This is a genomic window from Larkinella harenae, from assembly GCF_054780515.1.
Genome location: NZ_BAAGWE010000008.1, coordinates 60,287 through 79,957, shown reverse-complemented (window position 1 = coordinate 79,957; position 19,671 = coordinate 60,287). Strand labels below are relative to the sequence as shown.

Annotated in this window: 12 protein-coding genes and 1 riboswitch; of the genes, 9 read left to right on the top strand and 3 right to left on the bottom strand. The window is 48.6% G+C overall.

Features of this window, described 5'->3' with window-relative positions:
* Positions 1-2 precede the first annotated feature (2 nt).
* Positions 3-1,322: a bifunctional folylpolyglutamate synthase/dihydrofolate synthase gene (locus ACYVH9_RS26290; RefSeq protein WP_460639411.1), complete on the top strand. Its 1,320-nt coding sequence runs from the start codon at positions 3-5 to the stop codon at positions 1,320-1,322.
* Between the two features lie 5 nt (positions 1,323-1,327).
* Positions 1,328-1,987 (top strand): tRNA (guanosine(46)-N7)-methyltransferase TrmB, encoded by a 660-nt coding sequence (gene trmB, locus ACYVH9_RS26285; RefSeq protein ID WP_460639410.1) that lies wholly within the window; start codon positions 1,328-1,330, stop codon positions 1,985-1,987.
* A 34-nt stretch (positions 1,988-2,021) separates the two neighbouring features.
* Here trmB and gap read toward each other — a convergent pair whose 3' ends face one another.
* Positions 2,022-3,011, bottom strand: a complete 990-nt coding sequence (gap, locus tag ACYVH9_RS26280; RefSeq protein WP_460639409.1) for a type I glyceraldehyde-3-phosphate dehydrogenase — start codon at positions 3,009-3,011, stop codon at positions 2,022-2,024.
* Positions 3,012-4,086: 1,075 nt separating this feature from the next.
* Between gap and ACYVH9_RS26275 the strand changes: the two genes are divergently transcribed.
* The 4 genes from ACYVH9_RS26275 (at position 4,087) to ACYVH9_RS26260 (ending at position 8,918) form a co-directional block, all read left to right on the top strand.
* Positions 4,087-4,905 (top strand): 2,3,4,5-tetrahydropyridine-2,6-dicarboxylate N-succinyltransferase, encoded by an 819-nt coding sequence (locus ACYVH9_RS26275; protein WP_460639408.1) that lies wholly within the window; start codon positions 4,087-4,089, stop codon positions 4,903-4,905.
* A gap of 166 nt (positions 4,906-5,071) precedes the next feature.
* Positions 5,072-5,482 (top strand): helix-turn-helix transcriptional regulator, encoded by a 411-nt coding sequence (locus ACYVH9_RS26270; RefSeq protein ID WP_460639407.1) that lies wholly within the window; start codon positions 5,072-5,074, stop codon positions 5,480-5,482.
* A 122-nt stretch (positions 5,483-5,604) separates the two neighbouring features.
* A riboswitch (cobalamin riboswitch) is annotated at positions 5,605-5,807 on the top strand.
* An 85-nt stretch (positions 5,808-5,892) separates the two neighbouring features.
* Positions 5,893-7,812 carry a TonB-dependent receptor plug domain-containing protein gene (locus tag ACYVH9_RS26265; protein WP_460639406.1) on the top strand — a complete coding sequence of 640 codons (1,920 nt, stop codon included), beginning with the start codon at positions 5,893-5,895 and terminating at the stop codon, positions 7,810-7,812.
* Entirely contained in the window at positions 7,809-8,918 is a 1,110-nt protein-coding gene (locus tag ACYVH9_RS26260; protein ID WP_460639405.1) for a DUF5074 domain-containing protein, read from the top strand. Before ACYVH9_RS26265 ends, ACYVH9_RS26260 begins: the two co-directional genes overlap by 4 nt.
* A 719-nt stretch (positions 8,919-9,637) precedes the next feature.
* On the opposite strand, the gene ACYVH9_RS26255 is transcribed toward ACYVH9_RS26260, so the two are convergent.
* Positions 9,638-11,080: a tetratricopeptide repeat protein gene (locus ACYVH9_RS26255; RefSeq protein ID WP_460639404.1), complete on the bottom strand. Its 1,443-nt coding sequence runs from the start codon at positions 11,078-11,080 to the stop codon at positions 9,638-9,640.
* Between the two features lie 81 nt (positions 11,081-11,161).
* Positions 11,162-13,702 (bottom strand): DNA gyrase subunit A, encoded by a 2,541-nt coding sequence (gyrA, locus tag ACYVH9_RS26250; protein ID WP_460639403.1) that lies wholly within the window; start codon positions 13,700-13,702, stop codon positions 11,162-11,164.
* Positions 13,703-14,205: 503 nt separating this feature from the next.
* Between gyrA and ACYVH9_RS26245 the strand changes: the two genes are divergently transcribed.
* From ACYVH9_RS26245 to ACYVH9_RS26235, 3 genes are all read left to right on the top strand, one after another.
* A complete protein-coding gene (locus ACYVH9_RS26245) occupies positions 14,206-14,625 on the top strand; it encodes a response regulator (RefSeq protein WP_460639402.1) in 420 nt (139 codons plus the stop codon).
* A 166-nt stretch (positions 14,626-14,791) separates the two neighbouring features.
* Positions 14,792-17,212 (top strand): ATP-binding protein, encoded by a 2,421-nt coding sequence (locus ACYVH9_RS26240; protein WP_460639401.1) that lies wholly within the window; start codon positions 14,792-14,794, stop codon positions 17,210-17,212.
* 118 nt (positions 17,213-17,330) lie between these two features.
* Positions 17,331-19,616 carry a GH92 family glycosyl hydrolase gene (locus ACYVH9_RS26235; protein ID WP_460639400.1) on the top strand — a complete coding sequence of 762 codons (2,286 nt, stop codon included), beginning with the start codon at positions 17,331-17,333 and terminating at the stop codon, positions 19,614-19,616.
* Positions 19,617-19,671: the final 55 nt, after the last annotated feature.

The following is a 19,671-nucleotide window of genomic DNA, read 5'->3' as shown; positions in this document are numbered from 1 at the left end:
GAATGACGTATTCGGAAGCGATTGCTTATTTATACGCGCAATTGCCGGTTTTTCACCGCGTAGGAGCGAAGGCCATTAAACCTGGTCTGGATAATATACTTCATTTTTGTGCCTATCTGGGCAATCCACATGAGCAGTTCAGGAGCATCCACGTTGGGGGAACCAACGGCAAAGGAAGCTCTTCGCACATGCTGGCTTCGGTTCTGCAAGCCGCCGGGTACAAAACTGCCCTGTACACGTCTCCCCACTTAAAATCGTTCACGGAACGAATCCGCATTGACGGTCTGCCAATCCCGGAAGCGGAGGTAGCAGCCTTTGTGCTCGATCATAAGGCGTTTATCGAGGATTTGCGGCCTTCTTTCTTCGAGGTGACTGTTGCTATGGCCTTCGACTATTTCGCCCGTCAGCGCGTGGATATTGCGGTAATAGAGGTAGGGTTGGGAGGAAGGCTTGATTCGACGAACATTATTACGCCCTTGGTGTCCCTGATTACAAACATTGGATGGGATCATAGCGATATTTTGGGGGACAGTCTGGAGAAGATTGCCTTTGAGAAAGCCGGCATTATCAAACCTGGTGTTCCGGTGGTGGTTAGTGAACGAGACTCTGACACACAGGAGGTGTTTAGTCTGAAAGCAGCGGAGTGTGGGAGTCGGATTGTATTTGCATCGGATGGAAGCTTTCAGGTGCTGGATGAGGGAATCAAAGCAGAACGGCGCCAGCTGTCCATTGTCGATAGCCATCGCAATGGGTTTACGCTTGAACTTGGCTTGCTTGGCTCGTATCAACTGAAAAATGTTGCCGGTGTTCTGACCACACTCAATCAGCTTTCCTCGCCTGATTGGCAGACCAATGGTGCTTCTCCACCATTTCCTGTTTCTGTTACAGCGCTTCAGTATGGAATTGCCAATGTAGTTGAATTAACCGGGTTGAAAGGCCGGTGGCAGTTTTTGCAACGCAATCCAATCGTTATTTGCGACACGGCGCATAACGAACCCGGAATTCGGAATGTGCTCGAATCGTTGAGGACGGTTTCATACCGTACGCTGCACCTGGTGCTGGGATTTGTGAAAGACAAGGATTTGTCGAAGCTAATCAAACTGTTTCCGGAAGAGGCAAATTATTACTTTTGTGAGCCTGATATTCCACGGGCGCTGGATGCAGAAGCGCTCTCGAATGAATTTCGTCAGTATGGTATGGTGGGAGCGGTTTTTAAAACCGTTAATCAGGCGCTGGAAAGTGCGCTGGAACGTGCCGGGGCTGACGATTGTATCCTGGTGACCGGAAGTACCTATGTTGTTGCAGAAATAAATCAATTATAACGATAGTGAGTAGAAATAAATTGGCCCGTTTTGAGCACAATCGCGTCAGTTCGAATGTGTTGGAACCGGGGAAGGAGCTTTTTGAAACGATTAAAGGAAATTGGCGGCAGGTTTATTTCCAGAATACGAATCCAATTGTGGTCGAAATAGCCTGTGGGCGGGGGGAGTACACGGTGGGCCTGGCCCGACACTATCCTGACCTGAATTTTATTGGAATTGATCGCAAAGGGGATCGAATTGCGCAAGGGAGCCAGCAAGCGCTGGAAGCGGGCCTGACCAATGTTGCGTTTTTGCGGACGGATGTATTTCGATTACTCGATTTCTTTGCAAAAGATGAGGTGAATGAACTCTGGATTACCTTTCCAGACCCCCAGCCGCGAATCAGTCAAATTAAAAACCGGCTGACCGCGCCCCGTTTTCTGGCATTGTATCACGAGGTGCTGGCTGCTTCAGGTACGCTGCATCTGAAAACCGACCACGATGATTTTTTTGACTACAGTGTAGTTACCCTAACAGATCACGGTTTTTCGGATTTGGTAACCACCCGGAATCTTTATCAGTCTGAGATGAATGATCTTCACTACGGTATTAAGACCCGGTATGAAGATATTTTTTACCGAAAGGGGTATTCCATAAAATACTTAAAATGCAAAAAGGCGGAGTAAAACCCCGCCTTTTTTGTTGCCTTGCCTTTTTATATTACAATTTTGCAATCAGATCGGCAATGCGGCTTGAGTAGCCAAACTCGTTGTCGTACCAGCCTACAATTTTAACCAGCGTTCCGTTGGCCGAAGTCAGTTTGGAATCGAAGATGCAGGAGTGGGGATTGCCAACGATGTCGGTTGATACGATCTCATCAACACAGTATTCCAGAATACCTTTCAGCGGTCCTTCGGCTGCGGCTTTCATGGCCTCGTTGATTTCTTCTTTTGTTACTTCCCGTTTCAGGATTGCTGTTAAATCCGTTACAGAACCGTCTGGAATGGGAACACGCAGTGCATATCCGTCCAGTTTACCCTTCAATTGCGGCAATACTAAACCAACAGCTTTAGCAGCACCGGTTGAAGTTGGAACGATGGACAGAGCAGCTGCCCGAGCCCGGCGCAGATCGGAATGAGGAGCATCCTGCAGATTTTGATCGGCTGTATAAGCATGTACCGTAGTCATGTAGCCTTTCTCAATTCCAAAAACGTCGTCGAGGACTTTGGCCATTGGTGCTAGACAGTTTGTCGTACACGAAGCATTGGAAAGAATGGTTTCCTCGCCACTCAGTGTATCTTCATTCACACCTAAAACAACAGTTGGAATGTTGCCTTTAGCGGGAGCGGAGATAACTACTTTTTTGGCACCAGCAGTTAAATGTTGGCCTGCACCTGCTTCATCAACGAATCGGCCGGTTGATTCAAGAACTACATCTACACCGAGAGAAGCCCAAGGTAATGCTTTAGGATCGCGTTCAGCGTAGGCATGAATGCGTGTTCCATTAATGGTTAAACTATCGCTGTCAGATGCGATTTCGCCCTGAAATTTGCCATGAACAGAATCGTATTTTAATAAATGTGCCAGCGTTGCATTATCAGTCAGGTCGTTGATGGCAACGATTTCTACATTTTCTTTTTCAAGAAGTCTTCTAAAAGACAATCGGCCTATGCGACCGAACCCGTTGATGGCGACTTTAATTTTGCCCATTGTGTGTTTGAGAATTGGTTACAAGAACGCTACAAAGATATTAATACAATTTGAAAAAGGGCAAGGTAGGGAGAGAACATCTCTAATAGGTATGCATAGGGATAAATAAAAAAGAATGCTGCAAAGCCGGACATCATAATTAGTATTTTAGCAAATCTAAATTAGTCAAATAGTATAAAAATTAGTATATAATGTTTAATTAGTTAGCAAATTACTAAAACAAGTGCTGCATTTTACTAATTTTAATAGTATACATTTTCTTTTTTTACGCCTAGCGATTAGAATATTACCTTATTCTCTACAACTACCATGTTTTTATTAGCAATCCTTTTTTATTCATTTGAATTATCAATACCTTCACACTGATAGATTGAACGAAAGTTTATGGTGAAAAATTAACAGTCAAAAGTATATCAAAAAGCAAAATTCAATTCTAGCTTCTCTCACGGAATCCTCTTGCTCATTGGGCACGATGAATACAGAAACTCCTCTAACTTTTTCAAGTGGGCAGAAGAGAGTTTTGTCACCCCATCATTTTTTTCTACTGGTTCAATTACAAATCACCAACGTAGGTATAAAATTACTTAGACCATGAATCGCTGCGTGACAGGTACGATTCATTATAATGCAATCTTCGAAGGTTGGGACACTATAACGCGGGCAGCTGTTCGGGCGGCCAATATCGAGAAGAGAAATATTGAATGAATACAGACGAATAGTATGAGAAGCATGGTACTATGGTCCGTTGTAGAAGTAGTAATAATAGGCGTAAAAACAATTGTAGTTAACAAAAGATTAATAAGGCGGCTCATCGTATTAGAGCAATCAAGTAGGGTAGTTGATATAATGCATTTATATTATAATGTTACGAACATACACTAAATACAGGACGACATTGATCACTTTTTCTCACCCTATCAATCGAACCTTTTAAGTGAAAGGATAGTGCCAATTGTATAGTGCCAATTATAACAAATCCAATTAGAATCTTTAAACTGCCAGAGTCGTAATAATCTTATTATCAGCAGATTAAATACATAAAAATAAATTAACAGTGCAATTAAATTTTTGAACTATGGAGTACAAGAGTATTATTGAAAATTGTTGGTCGGACCGTACATTGCTGACCGATTCGGCAACCTTAAAAGTAATCCAGGAAGTTCTTGCTGAACTTGATCATGGGCGCCTGCGCGTTGCAGAGCCTGACAGTGCAGGGGAGAAGTGGACAGTTAATGAATGGGTGAAGAAAGCTATTCTACTTTATTTTGTTTCCCGATCAATGCAAACTCAGGAAGTAGGCATTTTTGAGTTTCATGATAAAATCCCTCTAAAGACTGATTACCAGAAAAGGGGAGTTCGCGTGGTTCCACCAGCGGTGGCGCGGTACGGATCTTTTATTGCTCCAGGCGCGATCTTGATGCCATCTTATGTAAATGTCGGAGCTTATGTAGATGAAGGGACGATGGTAGATACCTGGGCTACGGTAGGTAGTTGTGCTCAGATCGGTAAGGATGTTCATTTGAGTGGGGGAGTAGGAATCGGTGGCGTTCTGGAACCACCACAGGCGTCGCCTGTGATTGTGGAAGACGGTGCCTTTATTGGCTCCCGTTGCATCGTAGTTGAAGGCGCTCATATAGGCAAGAAAGCCGTACTAGGAGCAGGTGTTACCATTACTGGCAGCTCTAAAATTATTGATGTAACCGGAGCATCTCCAGTTGAACATCGTGGGTATGTTCCCGACAATTCAGTCGTCATTCCGGGGAGTATTGCTAAAGAGTTTGCTGCAGGCGTTTACCACGTACCGTGTGCACTCATCATTGGTCAACGCAAAGAATCGACCGATTTGAAAACGTCATTGAATGACGCGCTACGCGAAAATAATGTGACAGTTTAACAAACTGTTTTTCTCCATCAATTTACATCTTATGAAGGCCGGTTTACATTTGTAAGCTGGCCTTTTTTTGATTCCACTTGTTTACATTTGTCATAATTTACTTTTGTAATAAATTTGCGCTTGTTTATCATTGTAAATAATTTACTTTTGTTAAAAAAAGCTTGTTATGAATGTAAATGACAAAATTAAACAGGTACTGAAGGACAAGAACTTAACTCCTTCTTATTTCGCCGATGAAATCGGTGTACAACGTTCAAGTATCTCACACATCTTATCGGGTAGAAACCGCCCAAGTTTTGATATCATTCAGAAGATTATCCGCCGGTTTCCCGAACTAGGTTACGATTGGATACTGGAAGATGAACAACCGTCATTTACAAATGTGAACGCGCGAACGGTCGAAGCACCACCACAACCAGTCAGGAAAACCGTTTCACAACCTGAAATTGTGGCAGAAGCCCCACAGTATTCAGCCCCTTCACAATTGCCTACAGCTAAAAAAATAGAAGAAAAAACCATAGAGCGGATTCTCATCTTCTATACAGATGGAACGTTCCGCGAGTATTCTCCTTCATAGATACAGACTTCTGAACACCCCTTTCCATGGTCCTGGGCAAACCCCATTTGCCCAGGACTTTTTTTGTGATTCCCTATACCGGGTCTCTACAAGGTTTGATTGAAAATCCTTCGCAATGCGTTACCTTTGCCTCTGAGAAAAGGCGCTACCTGACACATGTCAGGAATGGCTTAATAGGGAAGCCGGTGTAAGACCGGCACTGTCCCCGCAACTGTAAACTCAATAAGTCTGTTTTCTCTTCTTGCCACTGTCCGAAACTAAGGTCGGATGGGAAGGCCGAAAGCAGGGAGTAAGTCAGGAGACCTACCTTTTTAACAGCTGTTCAACCGGCCGCTTTCGGGTGTAGAAGAACCGGCTTGTGAATCTCTCTGGAGATCTAGAGACGATCCTTTTTACTTAATTAACTTAGTATGCGGTACAGAGACGGGATTTTCCTGTCCTTACTGATCAGTTCGTTTTCGATTGCGAACGGGCAGACCAGCAATGTTGACCAAACCTTACCGGCTATAACGGTTTGGGCGACTCCTCCGGAACGGTTTTCGGCGGGCCTAAAAACGCACCGCATCGATTCCGTGGCTTTGGAACAGTTTCGTTTTCAAAACCTAACGGATATGCTGACGTACCATACACCCCTGGCTTTTAAGGTGTACGGTGCTGGTCAGCTGGCCACAGTCTCTTTTCGGGGCACATCCGCCAACCACACCGCCGTGCTTTGGAACGGTATTAATATCAACCAACCAACCCTGGGCACCACCGATTTTTCAACTTTGCCCGTCATCGGATTCGATCAAGTAGCTATTCAATACGGTTCCTCGGCCAGTAGCGTAGGTTCCGACGCCGTCGGTGGTAGCATCCTGCTCATGAATAATCCGCAGTGGCAACAGCCGGGTTTGTTTGCCTCAATGGGCCAGCAGATCGCCAGCTTTCGTAATTTTAGCACCCAGGGCGGCATCCGGTTTGTGAGTCCGGTTGGTAAAAAATGGCAGGTTTCGGGCAAATCATACGCCAACCTCAGCCACTTCAACAATGATTTTCCGTACCGGGAACGGGGCAACTACTTTGTCGAACATTCAACGACCCGGCAGAAAGGTGTGATCCAGGATTTGTATTTCCGAAATCAGAAAGGAAATCAGCTCGCGTTGAACATGTGGCTGACCGACAATGATTTGGTTATTTCGCCAAATGACACCACAGCACGGGAGCGAACCCGTTCCCAATCATACCGTTTAGTAACAACTTACGAAAACCAAACGCTTTCAGCACGGCTGGGTTTCACGCGTGATATAATTGATTACGCCCGCGGGAATTTCAGAAACCCCAGCCATTCAATGACTGATCGACTAGTCAGTCGAATTGAAAAAGAACTATCCAAATCGTATTCGTCAGGGCTGGCCACGCTGCGGATAGGGGGTGAATGGTCACATTACTGGACCCGCGTCGATGGTTACGATTCTCCGCAGATTGAGGAAGATAGGGCGGATTTGTTTGCCCTCTTACGAATTCAATTAGCAAAATGGCTTTTGTCGGCCAACCTGCGGCAAGCTTTTGTCACTCGGTTCGATCCCCCCATAACGCCTTCCGTTGGCGCCGACTACTTTATTTTTCAAAAAGACAAAGTAAGCTTAACGGCCAAAGCCTCAGCGGGACGAAGCTACCGGGTTCCTACGTTAAACGAACGCTATTGGAAAGAGCTGGGCAATCCTGATCTACGACCCGAGAATGGGTTCAACCTGGAAACAGGTTTGGCCGTGCAGTGGGCACCGGACAAAAATTGGAAAGCTACCACCGAAGCAACGGTTTTCCGCAACCGCATTGACAATTGGTCGTATTGGAATCCCGACTACGGGTATCGGGTCGAAAATCTGCAACTCGTCGTTTCCCGGGGTCTGGAATGGACCAGTACCCTTGCATACCAGACATTGGCCTGGCAATCGGGGCTAAATCTGACGTATGCTTTCACACGCTCGAGCCAGGAGCGGGCTTATAATGCCTATTCACAGGACATTGTTGGCAAACAACTCGTGTATGTTCCCAAACACGTGGGGCGGTTATCAGCGTACATGGCCTGGGGTAAAAACCGTCTGACTATTCAGAATCAGGTTAATTCGCGCCAATACATCACCTTCGACAACATTCAGTTTCTGCGCGGTTTTATGCTGACAAATATTCTGCTTGAAACCGCAGTTAAACTCGGCCCCGTGCAAACACGCATTCAGGGGCAGGTCAACAACGTTTTTGACACTGTTTATCTAAACATCAAGCGCAACGCTATGCCGGGGCGGTACGTTGCCATTCAATTAATCTGTAATCTGAATACCAAAAACCAATGAAGAAGAAAACAATGCTATCGACTAGTCGGCTCAAACTGGCGTTAGGGGTTCTGGTCGCATTTACCTGGTCGTGTAACAACGACAACAATAATCCAGAAGCATTGCCCTACGGTTCGGGCGTGCTGGTGATCAACTCGGGAAATTTCACAGACAACAACGGCTCCATCACGTATTTGCCACCCACCGGAAATTCCATCACTTACGATATATTTAATCAGGTCAACCAACGTTCGCTTACTGGCGGGGTGCAGGGCTACACTGAAGCTGACGGCAAAGGGCTGATTCTAGTAGACAACACAACGGCAGCACAGGATAAAATTGAAATCGTCGACGCCAATACCTTTAAATCGTTGGCGACATTGCGATCACCGGAAATTGAAAATCCGCGATCAGCCATTCGCGTGAGTGCCAATAAAGTATACGTGAGTTGCTGGGACGTCTCCGGCGATTTTAACAATGGCACATTTTATAAAGATCCGGGTTATATTGCTGTTGTCGATCTGACTACCAATACCGTCACGAAGAAAATCCCGGCGGTAAAAGGAGTAGAGTCGCTTCTGCTGGTCGGTACTGAAGTGTTTGCTGGATCAGCGGGTGAAGCCACCAAATTAATAATTATCGACACGACAACGGATCAATTGAAATCCAGTATCGAAATGGGTCCGAATCCAAACCCGGTAGCCGTCGATGCCAATGGCAAATTGTGGGTGCACTCCGGGCACGAATTAATTCGCTTCAACACCAGCAGCAAAACCGTGGAGACGCGCGTTAAAATCGGAAACGACAACACAAAGTCACCAAGTCTTTTTCGATTGAGTGCCGACAAACAATATTTCTATTTTGTCAACAGTTTTTACGACAGCAGTTTCCAGCAAAAAGGAGAACTGTACCGATTCGCCGTAACCGACACCAGCGTTCCGGCCACCACGCCGTTTATCAATCGCTTGTTCAGTGGTCTGGCTGTTGAACCACAAAGTGGCATCATTTACGCCGGATTTGCACCGTCGCTTAAACAGGCCGGTTACGTGATTCGCTACCAGCCCAATGGAACTCTGATTGATTCCCTCAAAGCCGAGATAGGTCCATCCGGATTTTATTTCAAATAAATAACTGCAGAATAAAAAGCGATTAAAGACTTCAGCGATTTGGGTCTTTAATCGCTTTTTTATTGATACTACCTGATGCTGAGCTGATCGAAATCAAAGCAGCAGTAACTTTAGTGCCATTATAGAGCTATAAACCAGCCTATTGTTCCACGTGAATCCATAAACTATTGATCTACACTATCTTATACAATGAACTAATAACCAATAAGTTACACATGATTTTCAGGCTCTAAAATTACACAAAATATTTGTTGTATAATTTATATTATGTTAACTAAGGTTTTCGAATTCATAGAGCCCGCCATATGTTATTCAATTCCCCGCCCTCTTTAGTATTCAATTTACTTGGCTTTATTGAACGGTAATAATTACTTTTTTCTCTGCACATACTGGTCAAATCCAAGACAGAACAATTTCGAGGCTAGGCTACAAAAATAACCAAGCCATTCAATCCACAAACACATGCAGATTATTTGAAACGCAATCCAACCAACCTTACAAACATCGCGCATGACGACCATGCATTAGTGGAATTTTCGGTAAGCCCTAGCTTTGCGGATTAACAACTGGATTTGTCTCTCTCATGTCCCAATCATTTCTCCTCATTCTAACCGAGATGAATTTAGCTTTTGCTTTATCACTACACGCTATAAAACATAGGCATAAAAAAAGAGGACAGTTTTAAAACTGTCCTCTACTATATTAATCGAAACCGTTTGTTATTTGCTTTCGACACAAGCAATTTTCTTTTCTTCAAACTGCTTCAGAATATTCTGAAGGTTAGTCAGGTTATCATTCAGATCCTGATCCGAATCCTTCGCGGCTTTTGCTTTTTCAAAGTAAGGCAATGCCTGTTTGAATTTTCCACAGACCTGACCTTCAATTTGCGCACCCTTTGCCTGATACTCTTTCATATCCATCGAAGAAAGCTGATCCCGAATGATCACGGCTTCGTTGAAGTAAACGGCACCCAGGTTGAAGTTGGCATCGAAGTTGTTCGGATCAACCTGCAAGGCTTTGGTGTAATACTCTTTCACCATTGACCGGTCGCTGTCGACGGCTTTGGTCAATTCCGCCAGCTTCTGCTCCTGGTTTCCGGCAGCCTGCCCTTGTTGAGCCTGCTCCTGAACAGCTTTCTCAAAACCGCTAATTTTCGACTGTGAATCCGTGATCATCTGTTTGACGCGAGCGATCTGGTTTTTCACATCCGCGTTTTTCGGCTCTCTCTTCTGGCGAGCCGTCAGACGTGTTAATTCATTTTGTGATTCTTTCAAGACCACTTTTTCATCAGCCAACTGCTTGGCAGCATCCGGACCTTTTTTTACCGAAGCCTTCAGCTTTTTCAACTCGTCCGATCCTTCACGCATTTTATTGTCGTAAATGTTCGCCAGTGTCAGCAGGTTATTCAAGTTGTTCGGGTCTTTCGCCAACGACTCTTTCAAAGTCGCAATAGCGTCATCCGTTTTGCCGGAAGTAACCAAAATACTCGTGCGCTGCGTGTTCAAGTCTTTATTGTTCGGAAAAATCGTCAAGCCTTTATCGATCGTGGCAATGGCTTTCTCAATTTCCTTGTCCTGATAGTACAAGCTCACCAGCGTTGTGTAGACCGAAACGTCCTTCCCACCATTGGCGATGTAGCGTTCGAACTGTGTTTTAGCCGCGCTCGGATTGTCGGAGCTTTGCAGGAAAATACCACCGTACAGAGCAGCCGTCGTATCTTTCGGGTTGATCTCACCGGCTTTCTGCATAAACGTAGCCGCATCCTTGAAGTTCTTCGCCTGGTATTTGTAGATTCCCGAGTTCATAAACGCCTGGAACAGCGACTGGCCTTTCAGCGCTTCCTCTGCTTCCTTCGCCATTTTACCGGGTCCACCCTTTTTGTCCTTATCTAATTCGACAACCTTCTGATAGGCTTCGTATGCGACGTTTGCGGCATTGGAATCCAGCTTAATGGCCTGCGTAGCAATGTTTTCGTAGGTTTTCGCACGATCCATCCAGGTTTTGGCTTTTGCAGATGATTTTTCATCCGTGATCGCCTTGTCGCTTTTTTCTTTCTCGCTCTGGAAAGTTTTCTCAGTCAGCGCATCGAGCCCCTGTTGTTGCTGCGCGTATGCCCCTACTGATAAAAACCCCGCCAGTAGAAAAAACGAGAGTCGTTTCATATGACTAAAATTTGTGGTTAAACGTTGTTTTCTGAATTAACGTTGGAAAGTACTGAATAAATTGTGGGATTATCAAGCCATTTACTCAGAGGCCGACTCCTCGGGCCCCGTTACGAGACCTTCCGTAATCCCATCATTCCCTTCCGTTTCCTCATCTTCTTCCCGGGCAATACGGGTTACCGACGATATTTCGTCACCGTCCCGCAGGTTGATCAGACGAACACCCTGGGTATTACGGCCAATGACCCGCACCTCTTCAACGTGCATCCGAATGGCCGTTCCCGATTTGGTAATGATCATCAGATCGTCCGAATCCGTCACTTCCAGAATGCCAACCAGGTTTCCGACTTTATCCGTCACTTTCAGGGTACCAACCCCTTTGGCTCCGCGGTTTGTCACCCGGTATTCTTCCAGCGGAGACCGCTTTCCAAACCCTTTCTGCGACACCACCAGCAATTGAGCGTCTTCCCGACCGATGCACACCATCCCGACCGCTTTCACCCCGGGTTCCAGATCAATCCCCCGAACGCCGGCGGCTGTGCGGCCCATCGGACGCACCCGGTTTTCATTGAACCGAACGGCTTTCCCTTCGCTCGATGCAATGATGATATCGTTCTGACCGTTGGTCATACACACGTTCAATAACCGATCGCCTTCTTCTTCGTTGATCGTAATGGCAATGATACCATTCTGACGCGGGCGGGAGTAAGCTTCGAGCAGGGTTTTCTTGATGGTCCCCAGCTCCGTACACATAACGATATAATTATTATTAATATAATCGGTATTCTTCAGATCTTTCACGTTGATCACCGCCCGGACTTTATCGTCCGATTCAATGTTGATGAAGTTGGCCAACGGCCGACCTTTTGAATCACGCGCTCCTTCGGGCAGTTCATAAACCGGCAGCCAGTACAAACGTCCTTTCTGGGTAAAGATCAGCAGCGTATTGTGCATGGTGGCCATGAACAAATGCTCCGTAAAATCATCCTCCTTGGTTTTGGCCGCTCTCGAGCCAACCCCTCCCCGGCTCTGCGCCCGGTATTCCGTCAACGGTGTCCGTTTGATATAGCCTTCGTGCGAAATCGTGATCAACATTTCCTCGTCGGCAATCAGCGACAGATCACTGATATTGCCATCACCGAGCATGTTAATTTCCGACCGGCGCTCGTCACCGTAGCGAGCTTTCAATTCGAGCAGCTCATCCCGGACAATCGTCAGCTTGCGTTCTTCGCTGGCCAGAATATCTTTCAGATCAGCGATCAGCCGCGCCAGTTCTTCGTATTCAGCAATGATCTTATCGCGCTCCAGTCCGGTCAGCCGTTGGAGCCGCAGTTCCAGAATGGCTTTTGCCTGAATCTCCGTCAACTCAAACCGTTCAATCAAACCGTTCTTGGCCACATCCGGGTCACGCGAGCTCCGGATGAGTTCAATCACAGCGTCCAGGTTATCCAGAGCAATCAGCAAACCTTGCAAAATATGCGCCCGCTTCTCGGCCTCCCGCAATTCGTACTGCGTCCGGCGGGTAATCACCTCCTGGCGGTGCTCCACGTAATACCGGATCATGTCTTTCAGGTTCAGCAACACCGGCCGGCCTTTCACCAGCGCGACGTTATTGATGTTGAAAGACGATTGTAACTGGGTATATTTATACAGGTTATTCAGCACCACGTTCGGAACCGCATCACGCTTCAGGTCGTAGACGACACGCAAGCCATCCCGGTCCGACTCATCCCGGAAAGCCGAGATACCTTCAATCTTCCGGTCATTGATCAGTTCCGCCGTTTTTTCCAGCATCATGGCCTTATTGACCATGTACGGAACATCGGTAACAATAATCTGGGTCTTTCCTTTATTCTCTTCAATGGTTGCATGCGCCCGCAGCACAACCCGGCCCTGCCCGGTCCGGAAAGCATTACGAACCCCTTCCATTCCGTAAATCGTTGCGCCCGTCGGAAAATCCGGAGCCAGGATATACTCCATCAACTCATCGACCGTAATATCCTGGTTTTCGATATACGCCACAATCCCATTGACGACCTCTGTCAGGTTGTGGGGCGCCATATTCGTCGCCATTCCCACCGCAATACCCGACGACCCGTTGAGCAACAGGTTCGGCAGCTTGGCGGGCATCACACTTGGTTCTTCCAGCGAATCATCGAAGTTAGGCTGAAAATCGACCGTCTCTTTGTAAATATCCGTCAGAACCTCTTCGGCAATCCGTTTCAGGCGCGCTTCCGTGTACCGCATGGCAGCCGGGGCATCCCCATCAATCGAACCGAAATTTCCCTGACCATCCACCAGCGGGTAACGCAATGACCAGTCCTGGGCCATCCGTACCATCGTACTGTAAACGGACGAGTCTCCGTGTGGGTGGTATTTCCCCAACACCTCGCCCACAATCCGGGCCGATTTCTTAAATGGTTTGTTGTAATTCACGCCCAATTCAGCCATCCCGAACAGAACCCGGCGGTGAACCGGCTTCAATCCGTCACGAACATCCGGCAGGGCCCGGGAAATAATAACCGACATCGAATAATCGATGTAGGCCCCGCGCATTTCGTCTTCAATGTTGATGGGAATAATGTTGGTGGAGTTGTTCTGCTCTTCTGTTTCTTCTGCCATAAGAAGTCAATTCTCAGTCCGATAATTCGAACAAAGCAATGGTTAAAATGTGGAACCGCCCAATGCCAGAGGCCAATTGGCTTCTGGCATCCTGAGCTGTAGGCCTATCATACAAATATGCAAAAAAATCGCCACAAATAAAAGCATTTGCCGCAAGAAGTGCAATTTCCGGCTCATCCTCTCCCCGATCGCAATGACGGGCACCCCTCAACCCATAACCCGGCTGGCAACACCCCCTTTTTTTTCCTGTATTCCTCCCATCAACCGGACTTCCTCCCCTTTTTTCTTCGCCAGCCACCCTTCCCGGTTCGTATTCCCAAATGGATGTAACAGCGGCCTTATTTTAGCTCATTCCCAATTCTCACCAAAAAGTTAGTTTATATAACAAAAGAAAGCCCAATGAAACAGAAACTAACTTTACGAAAGCCTGAAATTGTATTTGAGGGATATTACTTATCTTTGAAACATACACAACTCCTTCCATTGACAACGCATTCCCATTGATGGCCCACACCTACCGGATTATCATTACCGACGACGACGACGACGACCGGCTTCTGTTTAGAACCGTATTAGGGGCAAGCTGGGCCGATTGCGAGGTTGTTTTTGCGGGAGATGGGGTTGAATTGCTTGATCAGCTGGAAAAAAACCGCCAGCTCCCCGCTTTGATTTTCCTGGATTTGAACATGCCGCGCATGGACGGTTTTACAACCCTCAAAGAATTACGCGCCAATCCAGCCTATCGCTCCATACCGGTTATCATTTTCACGACCTCTTCGCTCCCCGAACACATAACCCGCTGTTATGAGCTGGGGGCCAACTCCTACCTAACCAAGCCCACTGGCTATCACGAGCTTACTCATCTGGTCAATCAAATTCGTTCGTTCTGGCTGGAAACCGCCCGCATTCCGACGGTTCTGTAAATTAATTCTTCTCCAGTCACCTCACAACGGCTTGCCGGTAAACCCACCAGCCATTATTTTTAAGGACAGAAAATTTTGGAGCAAAAATTGTGGCGTAAAAAATACCCAAACCGTTGTCTGACAATTAACCTGTTTGCTTCTTTAAAACGGGAAGCAGTCTGAGTACATGAAAAGCCGTCCGTTTGCGCACAAAACGAAGCTGTTTATCTATTATAGCCTCATCGGGCTGATAGCTTTTCTGGCAGTGGGTTGTTCCTTCAGCGGGTTTCGGGTGCACACCGCCCCCCTACCGCTCGCCCAGAATGGCGTCATTGATCTTCGCACCATCAACTTTGAGCAGGTATCCGTCCCTTTGGCCGGTACCTGGAAGTGGCACTGGCAAACGCTCCTACAGCCGGGCACCCCCGAAACCGCATTTGAGTATACGCCATTTCCCAAACTCTGGACCCAAAACACCTGGCACGGCCAGCCTTTGCCTTCGTACGGATACGCTACCTACACCCTCACCGTTTTACTTCCGCCCAATGCTCCTCCGCTCGGATTGAAGGTCCCTGACATGTACACCGCCTGCCGCATCTTTCTGAACGGCCGGGAAGTGGCCCGAAGTGGCTTGCCGGGCACATCCCGGGAAACCACCTTGCCTTTTTTCTCAACACAGATCAAACCCATTCCAGAAAAAGCGGACACGCTACGTATTCTTCTCCAAATCGCAAACTTCTCCCATTCCAAAGGAGGCACTGACCAAACCTTAACCCTGGGAAAAGCGGACGATCTGTTTTTTAAGTACAACCGGGAAGAAGCGTTGAATTTCTTCCTGACCGGCTGCCTCTTCATGGGTGGGTTGTTTTTTTTAGGTTTATTCCTGTTCGGGCGGCACGAAATTTCCATCCTCTACTTTTCACTGTTCTGCCTACTCTACAGCTACCGCATTGCGGGCAGCGACCAGTATCCACTTCACTCCACCTTCCACGGTGTCGAGTGGTCCCTCCTGCTCCACCTCGAATACCTGTCGCTTTTTCTCGGCATTGCGGTTTTTGTGCTGTATACCAAATCGCTGTACCCCCGGGATGTCCACAACTACATTGTCAATGGAATGGCCTGGGTATGTCTGAGCTTTGCCGCCATTACGGTTATTTTTCCGCCCATCGTTTTCACCCATCTGATCAATCCATTTCTGGTGCTGATGGTTTTTTACATTGGGTACGCCTTTTACGTCTACTGGCTGGCGGCCCGGCGCGGCCGGCCGGGGGCCAATTACTCCCTGATGAGCACCGGGGTGTTACTGGCCGTGTTTTTCATCATTATTTTAAAATACTTCCAGATTGCCTACCCGGAAGACATCATTCTGTATAGCGGGTACCTGGCCTTTTTCTTTCTGCAATCACTCGTGCTGTCCTTCCGGTTTGCGTTTACCCTGCAACAGGCCAAGGATCAGGCCGAAGAAGGATTACGGACGAAAAATGAATTCCTGAGCACCATCAGTCACGAAATCCGGACCCCCCTGAATGCCGTACTCGGCCTGAATCATCTGCTGCTCCAGGACACCCCCCGCGCCGATCAGAAACAACATCTGGAAGTAATTCAGTTGTCAGCCCGCAACCTGCTGCACATTGTCAACGACATCCTGGATTTTAACCGAAACGAGGAAGCCCGAACGACGCTGGATCTTCAACCCCTGGACCTGGTCGGCATTCTGCAGAATGTGGTTGCTAGTTACCAGCCGTCGGCCCGGGAGAAATCGCTCACACTCCGCCTGGTCACCGACCCCGGCTTTCAATCTACTGTCACCGGCGACCCAACCCGGCTGGCCCAGGTCATTGCCAACCTGGTTCACAACGCCATTAAATTTACCGAACGGGGTCACATTCAGGTATCGCTGGATGTTGTTGAACAGAACGACCAGCACGCAACGGTTACTATTGCAGTGACCGATACGGGAATCGGTATTGCGCCCGAAAACCAGGAAAAGATTTTTAACCGGTTTACGCAGGTTGACTCCTCCCACTCCCGCAGCTACGGCGGTACAGGAATGGGGCTGGCAATTTCCCGGCAGATCCTGCGGCACCAGAACGTAACGTTGAACCTCCACAGCGAACCCGGCAAAGGCTCGCGGTTTTTCTTCACGCAGACATTTCCTAAAATCGCTCCGCTTCCGGCAAAATCGGTTTCTCTGGAAAACCAGGAAACACCTCCAACGCCACAAAAGGCCAAACCGCTGGAAGCCATTGGCGTTCTGCTGGTGGACGACAACGCCCTGAATGTTATGCTCGCCAAGACGCTCCTGGAACGGCTGGGGGCCACTGTCGACACCGCCACGAATGGTCAGGAAGCCCTCGACATGCTGGATTCTTCCCGGCACCGGGTTGTGCTGATGGACCTGCAAATGCCCATCATGGACGGTTACGAAGCCACGCGGATCATGCGGCAACGCAAGGAAACCCTGCCCATCATTGCCATCACCGCCAGCCTCGCGCAGGAAGTTGGCGACCGGGCCCAACAGGCCGGACTGGACGAGATTCTGGTCAAACCGTACAATCCCGGCAGTCTGACCAGTATTATTTTGAAGCACCTCCACACTCCCCACTAATCAAGCATTACCCGAGCCGGTTAGCGGTCTGCTCTTAAAACCCCGGCCACCAAACTAGGAATTTGACGGCAGGGGCTTTTACCTTTGTGGTGGTTTCCGCTTTATCAACCCCAATTCCATGCGCACACTTCCTTTTCTGCTTTTATTTTTTCTTACCCAACCGATTTGGGCCCAGACCGTCAATCAGGTCCCGGACCCCGTCGAATTTGTCAATGTCCTGATGGGAACGGACTCGAAACCGAGTCTTTCCAACGGCAACACCTACCCGGCCATCGCCCTGCCCTGGGGCATGAATTTCTGGATGCCCCAGACCGGAAAAATGGGCGACGGCTGGGCCTACACCTACGCAGCCGATAAAATTCGGGGGTTCAAACAAACGCACCAGCCCTCGCCCTGGATGAACGATTACGGCCAGTTTGCCATCATGCCCGTCACCGGCAAAATCCGCTTCGACGAGAATGAACGCGCGAGCTGGTTTTCGCACAAGGCCGAGATTGCCAAACCGTATTACTACAAGGTGTACCTGGCCGACCATAACGTAACAACCGAAATTGCGCCGACCGAACGGGCCGCCCGCTTCCGGTTCACCTTCCCGCAAACCGACAGTGCCTCGGTGGTCATCGATGCGCTCGACAAGGGTTCGTTCATCAAAGTCATTCCCAGCGAAAACAAAATCATCGGCTACACGACCAAAAACAGCGGGGGCGTTCCGGACAACTTCAAGAATTATTTCGTCCTCATTTTTGACAAACCGTTTGCCTTCCGCCAGGTTTTCGACAACAAAAAAGCAACCAGCCAGGCGCTGGAAGTGCAGGCCGATCATGCCGGGGCCATCGTGGGCTTCAAAACCCGGAAGGGCGAGGTGGTCAACGTTCGGGTGGCTTCGTCGTTCATCAGCCCCGAACAGGCCGAGCTGAACCTGGCCGAAATCGGCTCCGACTCGTTTGAAACCGTGGCGCAGAAAGCCAAAGCCGCCTGGAACAGGGAACTGGGCCGGATCAGGATTGAGGGCGGCACGGTTGATCAGACCCGCACCTTCTACTCCTGCCTGTACCGCTCACTGCTGTTTCCGCGCAAATTCTACGAAATCGACGCAACCCAAAAGGTGGTGCACTACAGCCCGTACAACGGCAAGGTGCTGCCGGGGTACCTGTTTACCGACACCGGTTTCTGGGACACGTTCCGGTCGCTGTTTCCGTTCCTGAACCTGATGTACCCGTCGCTCAACGCCCAGATGCAGGAAGGGCTGGTGAATGCCTACAAAGAAGGCGGCTGGTTGCCCGAGTGGGCCAGTCCGGGGCTGCGCAACACGATGATCGGCTCCAACTCGGCCTCGATTGTGGCGGATGCCTACCTGAAAGGCTTACGCGGTTACGACATCAACACGCTCTACGAAGCGGTTTTGAAAAATTCCGAAAACGAAGGGCCACTGGATGCCGTGGGCCGGCGCGGGGTTCAATATTATAACAAACTGGGCTACGTACCCTACGATGTAAAAATCAACGAAAATGCCGCCCGAACGCTGGAATACGCTTACGCCGACTTTACAATTTACCAACTGGCCAAAGCCCTCAAACGCCCGCAGGCCGAAATTGACCGGTTTGCCAAACGCAGCCAGAATTACCGCAACCTCTTCGACCCGGCCACGGGCCTGATGCGCGGCAAAAACCAGGATGGTACGTTTCAAAAACCGTTCAACCCGTTTAAATGGGGTGACGCGTTTACGGAGGGCAACAGCTGGCACTACACCTGGTCGGTTTTCCACGATGTACAGGGGCTGATCGGATTGATGGGCGGCCCGAAGAATTTTGTCGCCAAGCTGGACTCGGTTTTTACGCTGCCACCGGTTTTCGATGAAAGCTACTACGGCAGCGTGATCCACGAAATTCGGGAAATGCAGATCGCCGATATGGGCAATTACGCCCACGGCAACCAACCCATTCAGCACATGATCTACCTCTACAACTACGCCGGAGCGCCCTGGAAAACCCAGTACTGGATTCGCGAAACCCTGAACCGGCTGTACCTGCCCACGCCCGACGGCTACTGTGGCGACGAAGACAACGGCCAGACTTCGGCCTGGTACGTGTTTTCGGCACTGGGTTTTTATCCGGTCTGCCCCGGAACCGATCAGTACGTGCTGGGCGCTCCGTTGTTTAAAAAAGCGACGATTACGCTCGAAAACGGCAAAAAGCTGGTAATCAATTCACCCACCAACTTGGAGAAAAACCGGTACGTGGATGCGGTGAAGGTAAACGGAAAACCGTATGCGGCCAACTGGCTGAGCCACCAGGCACTCTTGCAGGGCGGAACCGTTGAGTTTACGATGCGCCCCACACCCAACCAGCAACGTGGCACTCAGCCCTCGGCCTTTCCGTATTCGTTTTCGAACGAAAAACGGTAAATGGCGCTGACTGGGAGTCGGGCCACGTTTCCGGTGGCCCGACTTTTTTAGTTCT

Bases quoted from the DNA above. Each gene is read 5' to 3' on its own strand.
- ACYVH9_RS26260 (WP_460639405.1), top strand. From the start codon at position 7,809: ATGAAGAAGAAAACAATGCTATCGACTAGTCGGCTCAAACTGGCGTTA.
- gyrA (WP_460639403.1), bottom strand. From the start codon at position 13,702: ATGGCAGAAGAAACAGAAGAGCAGAACAACTCCACCAACATTATTCCC.
- ACYVH9_RS26255 (WP_460639404.1), bottom strand. From the start codon at position 11,080: ATGAAACGACTCTCGTTTTTTCTACTGGCGGGGTTTTTATCAGTAGGG.
- ACYVH9_RS26270 (WP_460639407.1), top strand. From the start codon at position 5,072: ATGAATGTAAATGACAAAATTAAACAGGTACTGAAGGACAAGAACTTA.
- ACYVH9_RS26265 (WP_460639406.1), top strand. From the start codon at position 5,893: ATGCGGTACAGAGACGGGATTTTCCTGTCCTTACTGATCAGTTCGTTT.
- ACYVH9_RS26235 (WP_460639400.1), top strand. From the start codon at position 17,331: ATGCGCACACTTCCTTTTCTGCTTTTATTTTTTCTTACCCAACCGATT.
- ACYVH9_RS26275 (WP_460639408.1), top strand. From the start codon at position 4,087: ATGGAGTACAAGAGTATTATTGAAAATTGTTGGTCGGACCGTACATTG.
- ACYVH9_RS26240 (WP_460639401.1), top strand. From the start codon at position 14,792: ATGAAAAGCCGTCCGTTTGCGCACAAAACGAAGCTGTTTATCTATTAT.
- ACYVH9_RS26290 (WP_460639411.1), top strand. From the start codon at position 3: ATGACGTATTCGGAAGCGATTGCTTATTTATACGCGCAATTGCCGGTT.
- gap (WP_460639409.1), bottom strand. From the start codon at position 3,011: ATGGGCAAAATTAAAGTCGCCATCAACGGGTTCGGTCGCATAGGCCGA.
- ACYVH9_RS26245 (WP_460639402.1), top strand. From the start codon at position 14,206: ATGGCCCACACCTACCGGATTATCATTACCGACGACGACGACGACGAC.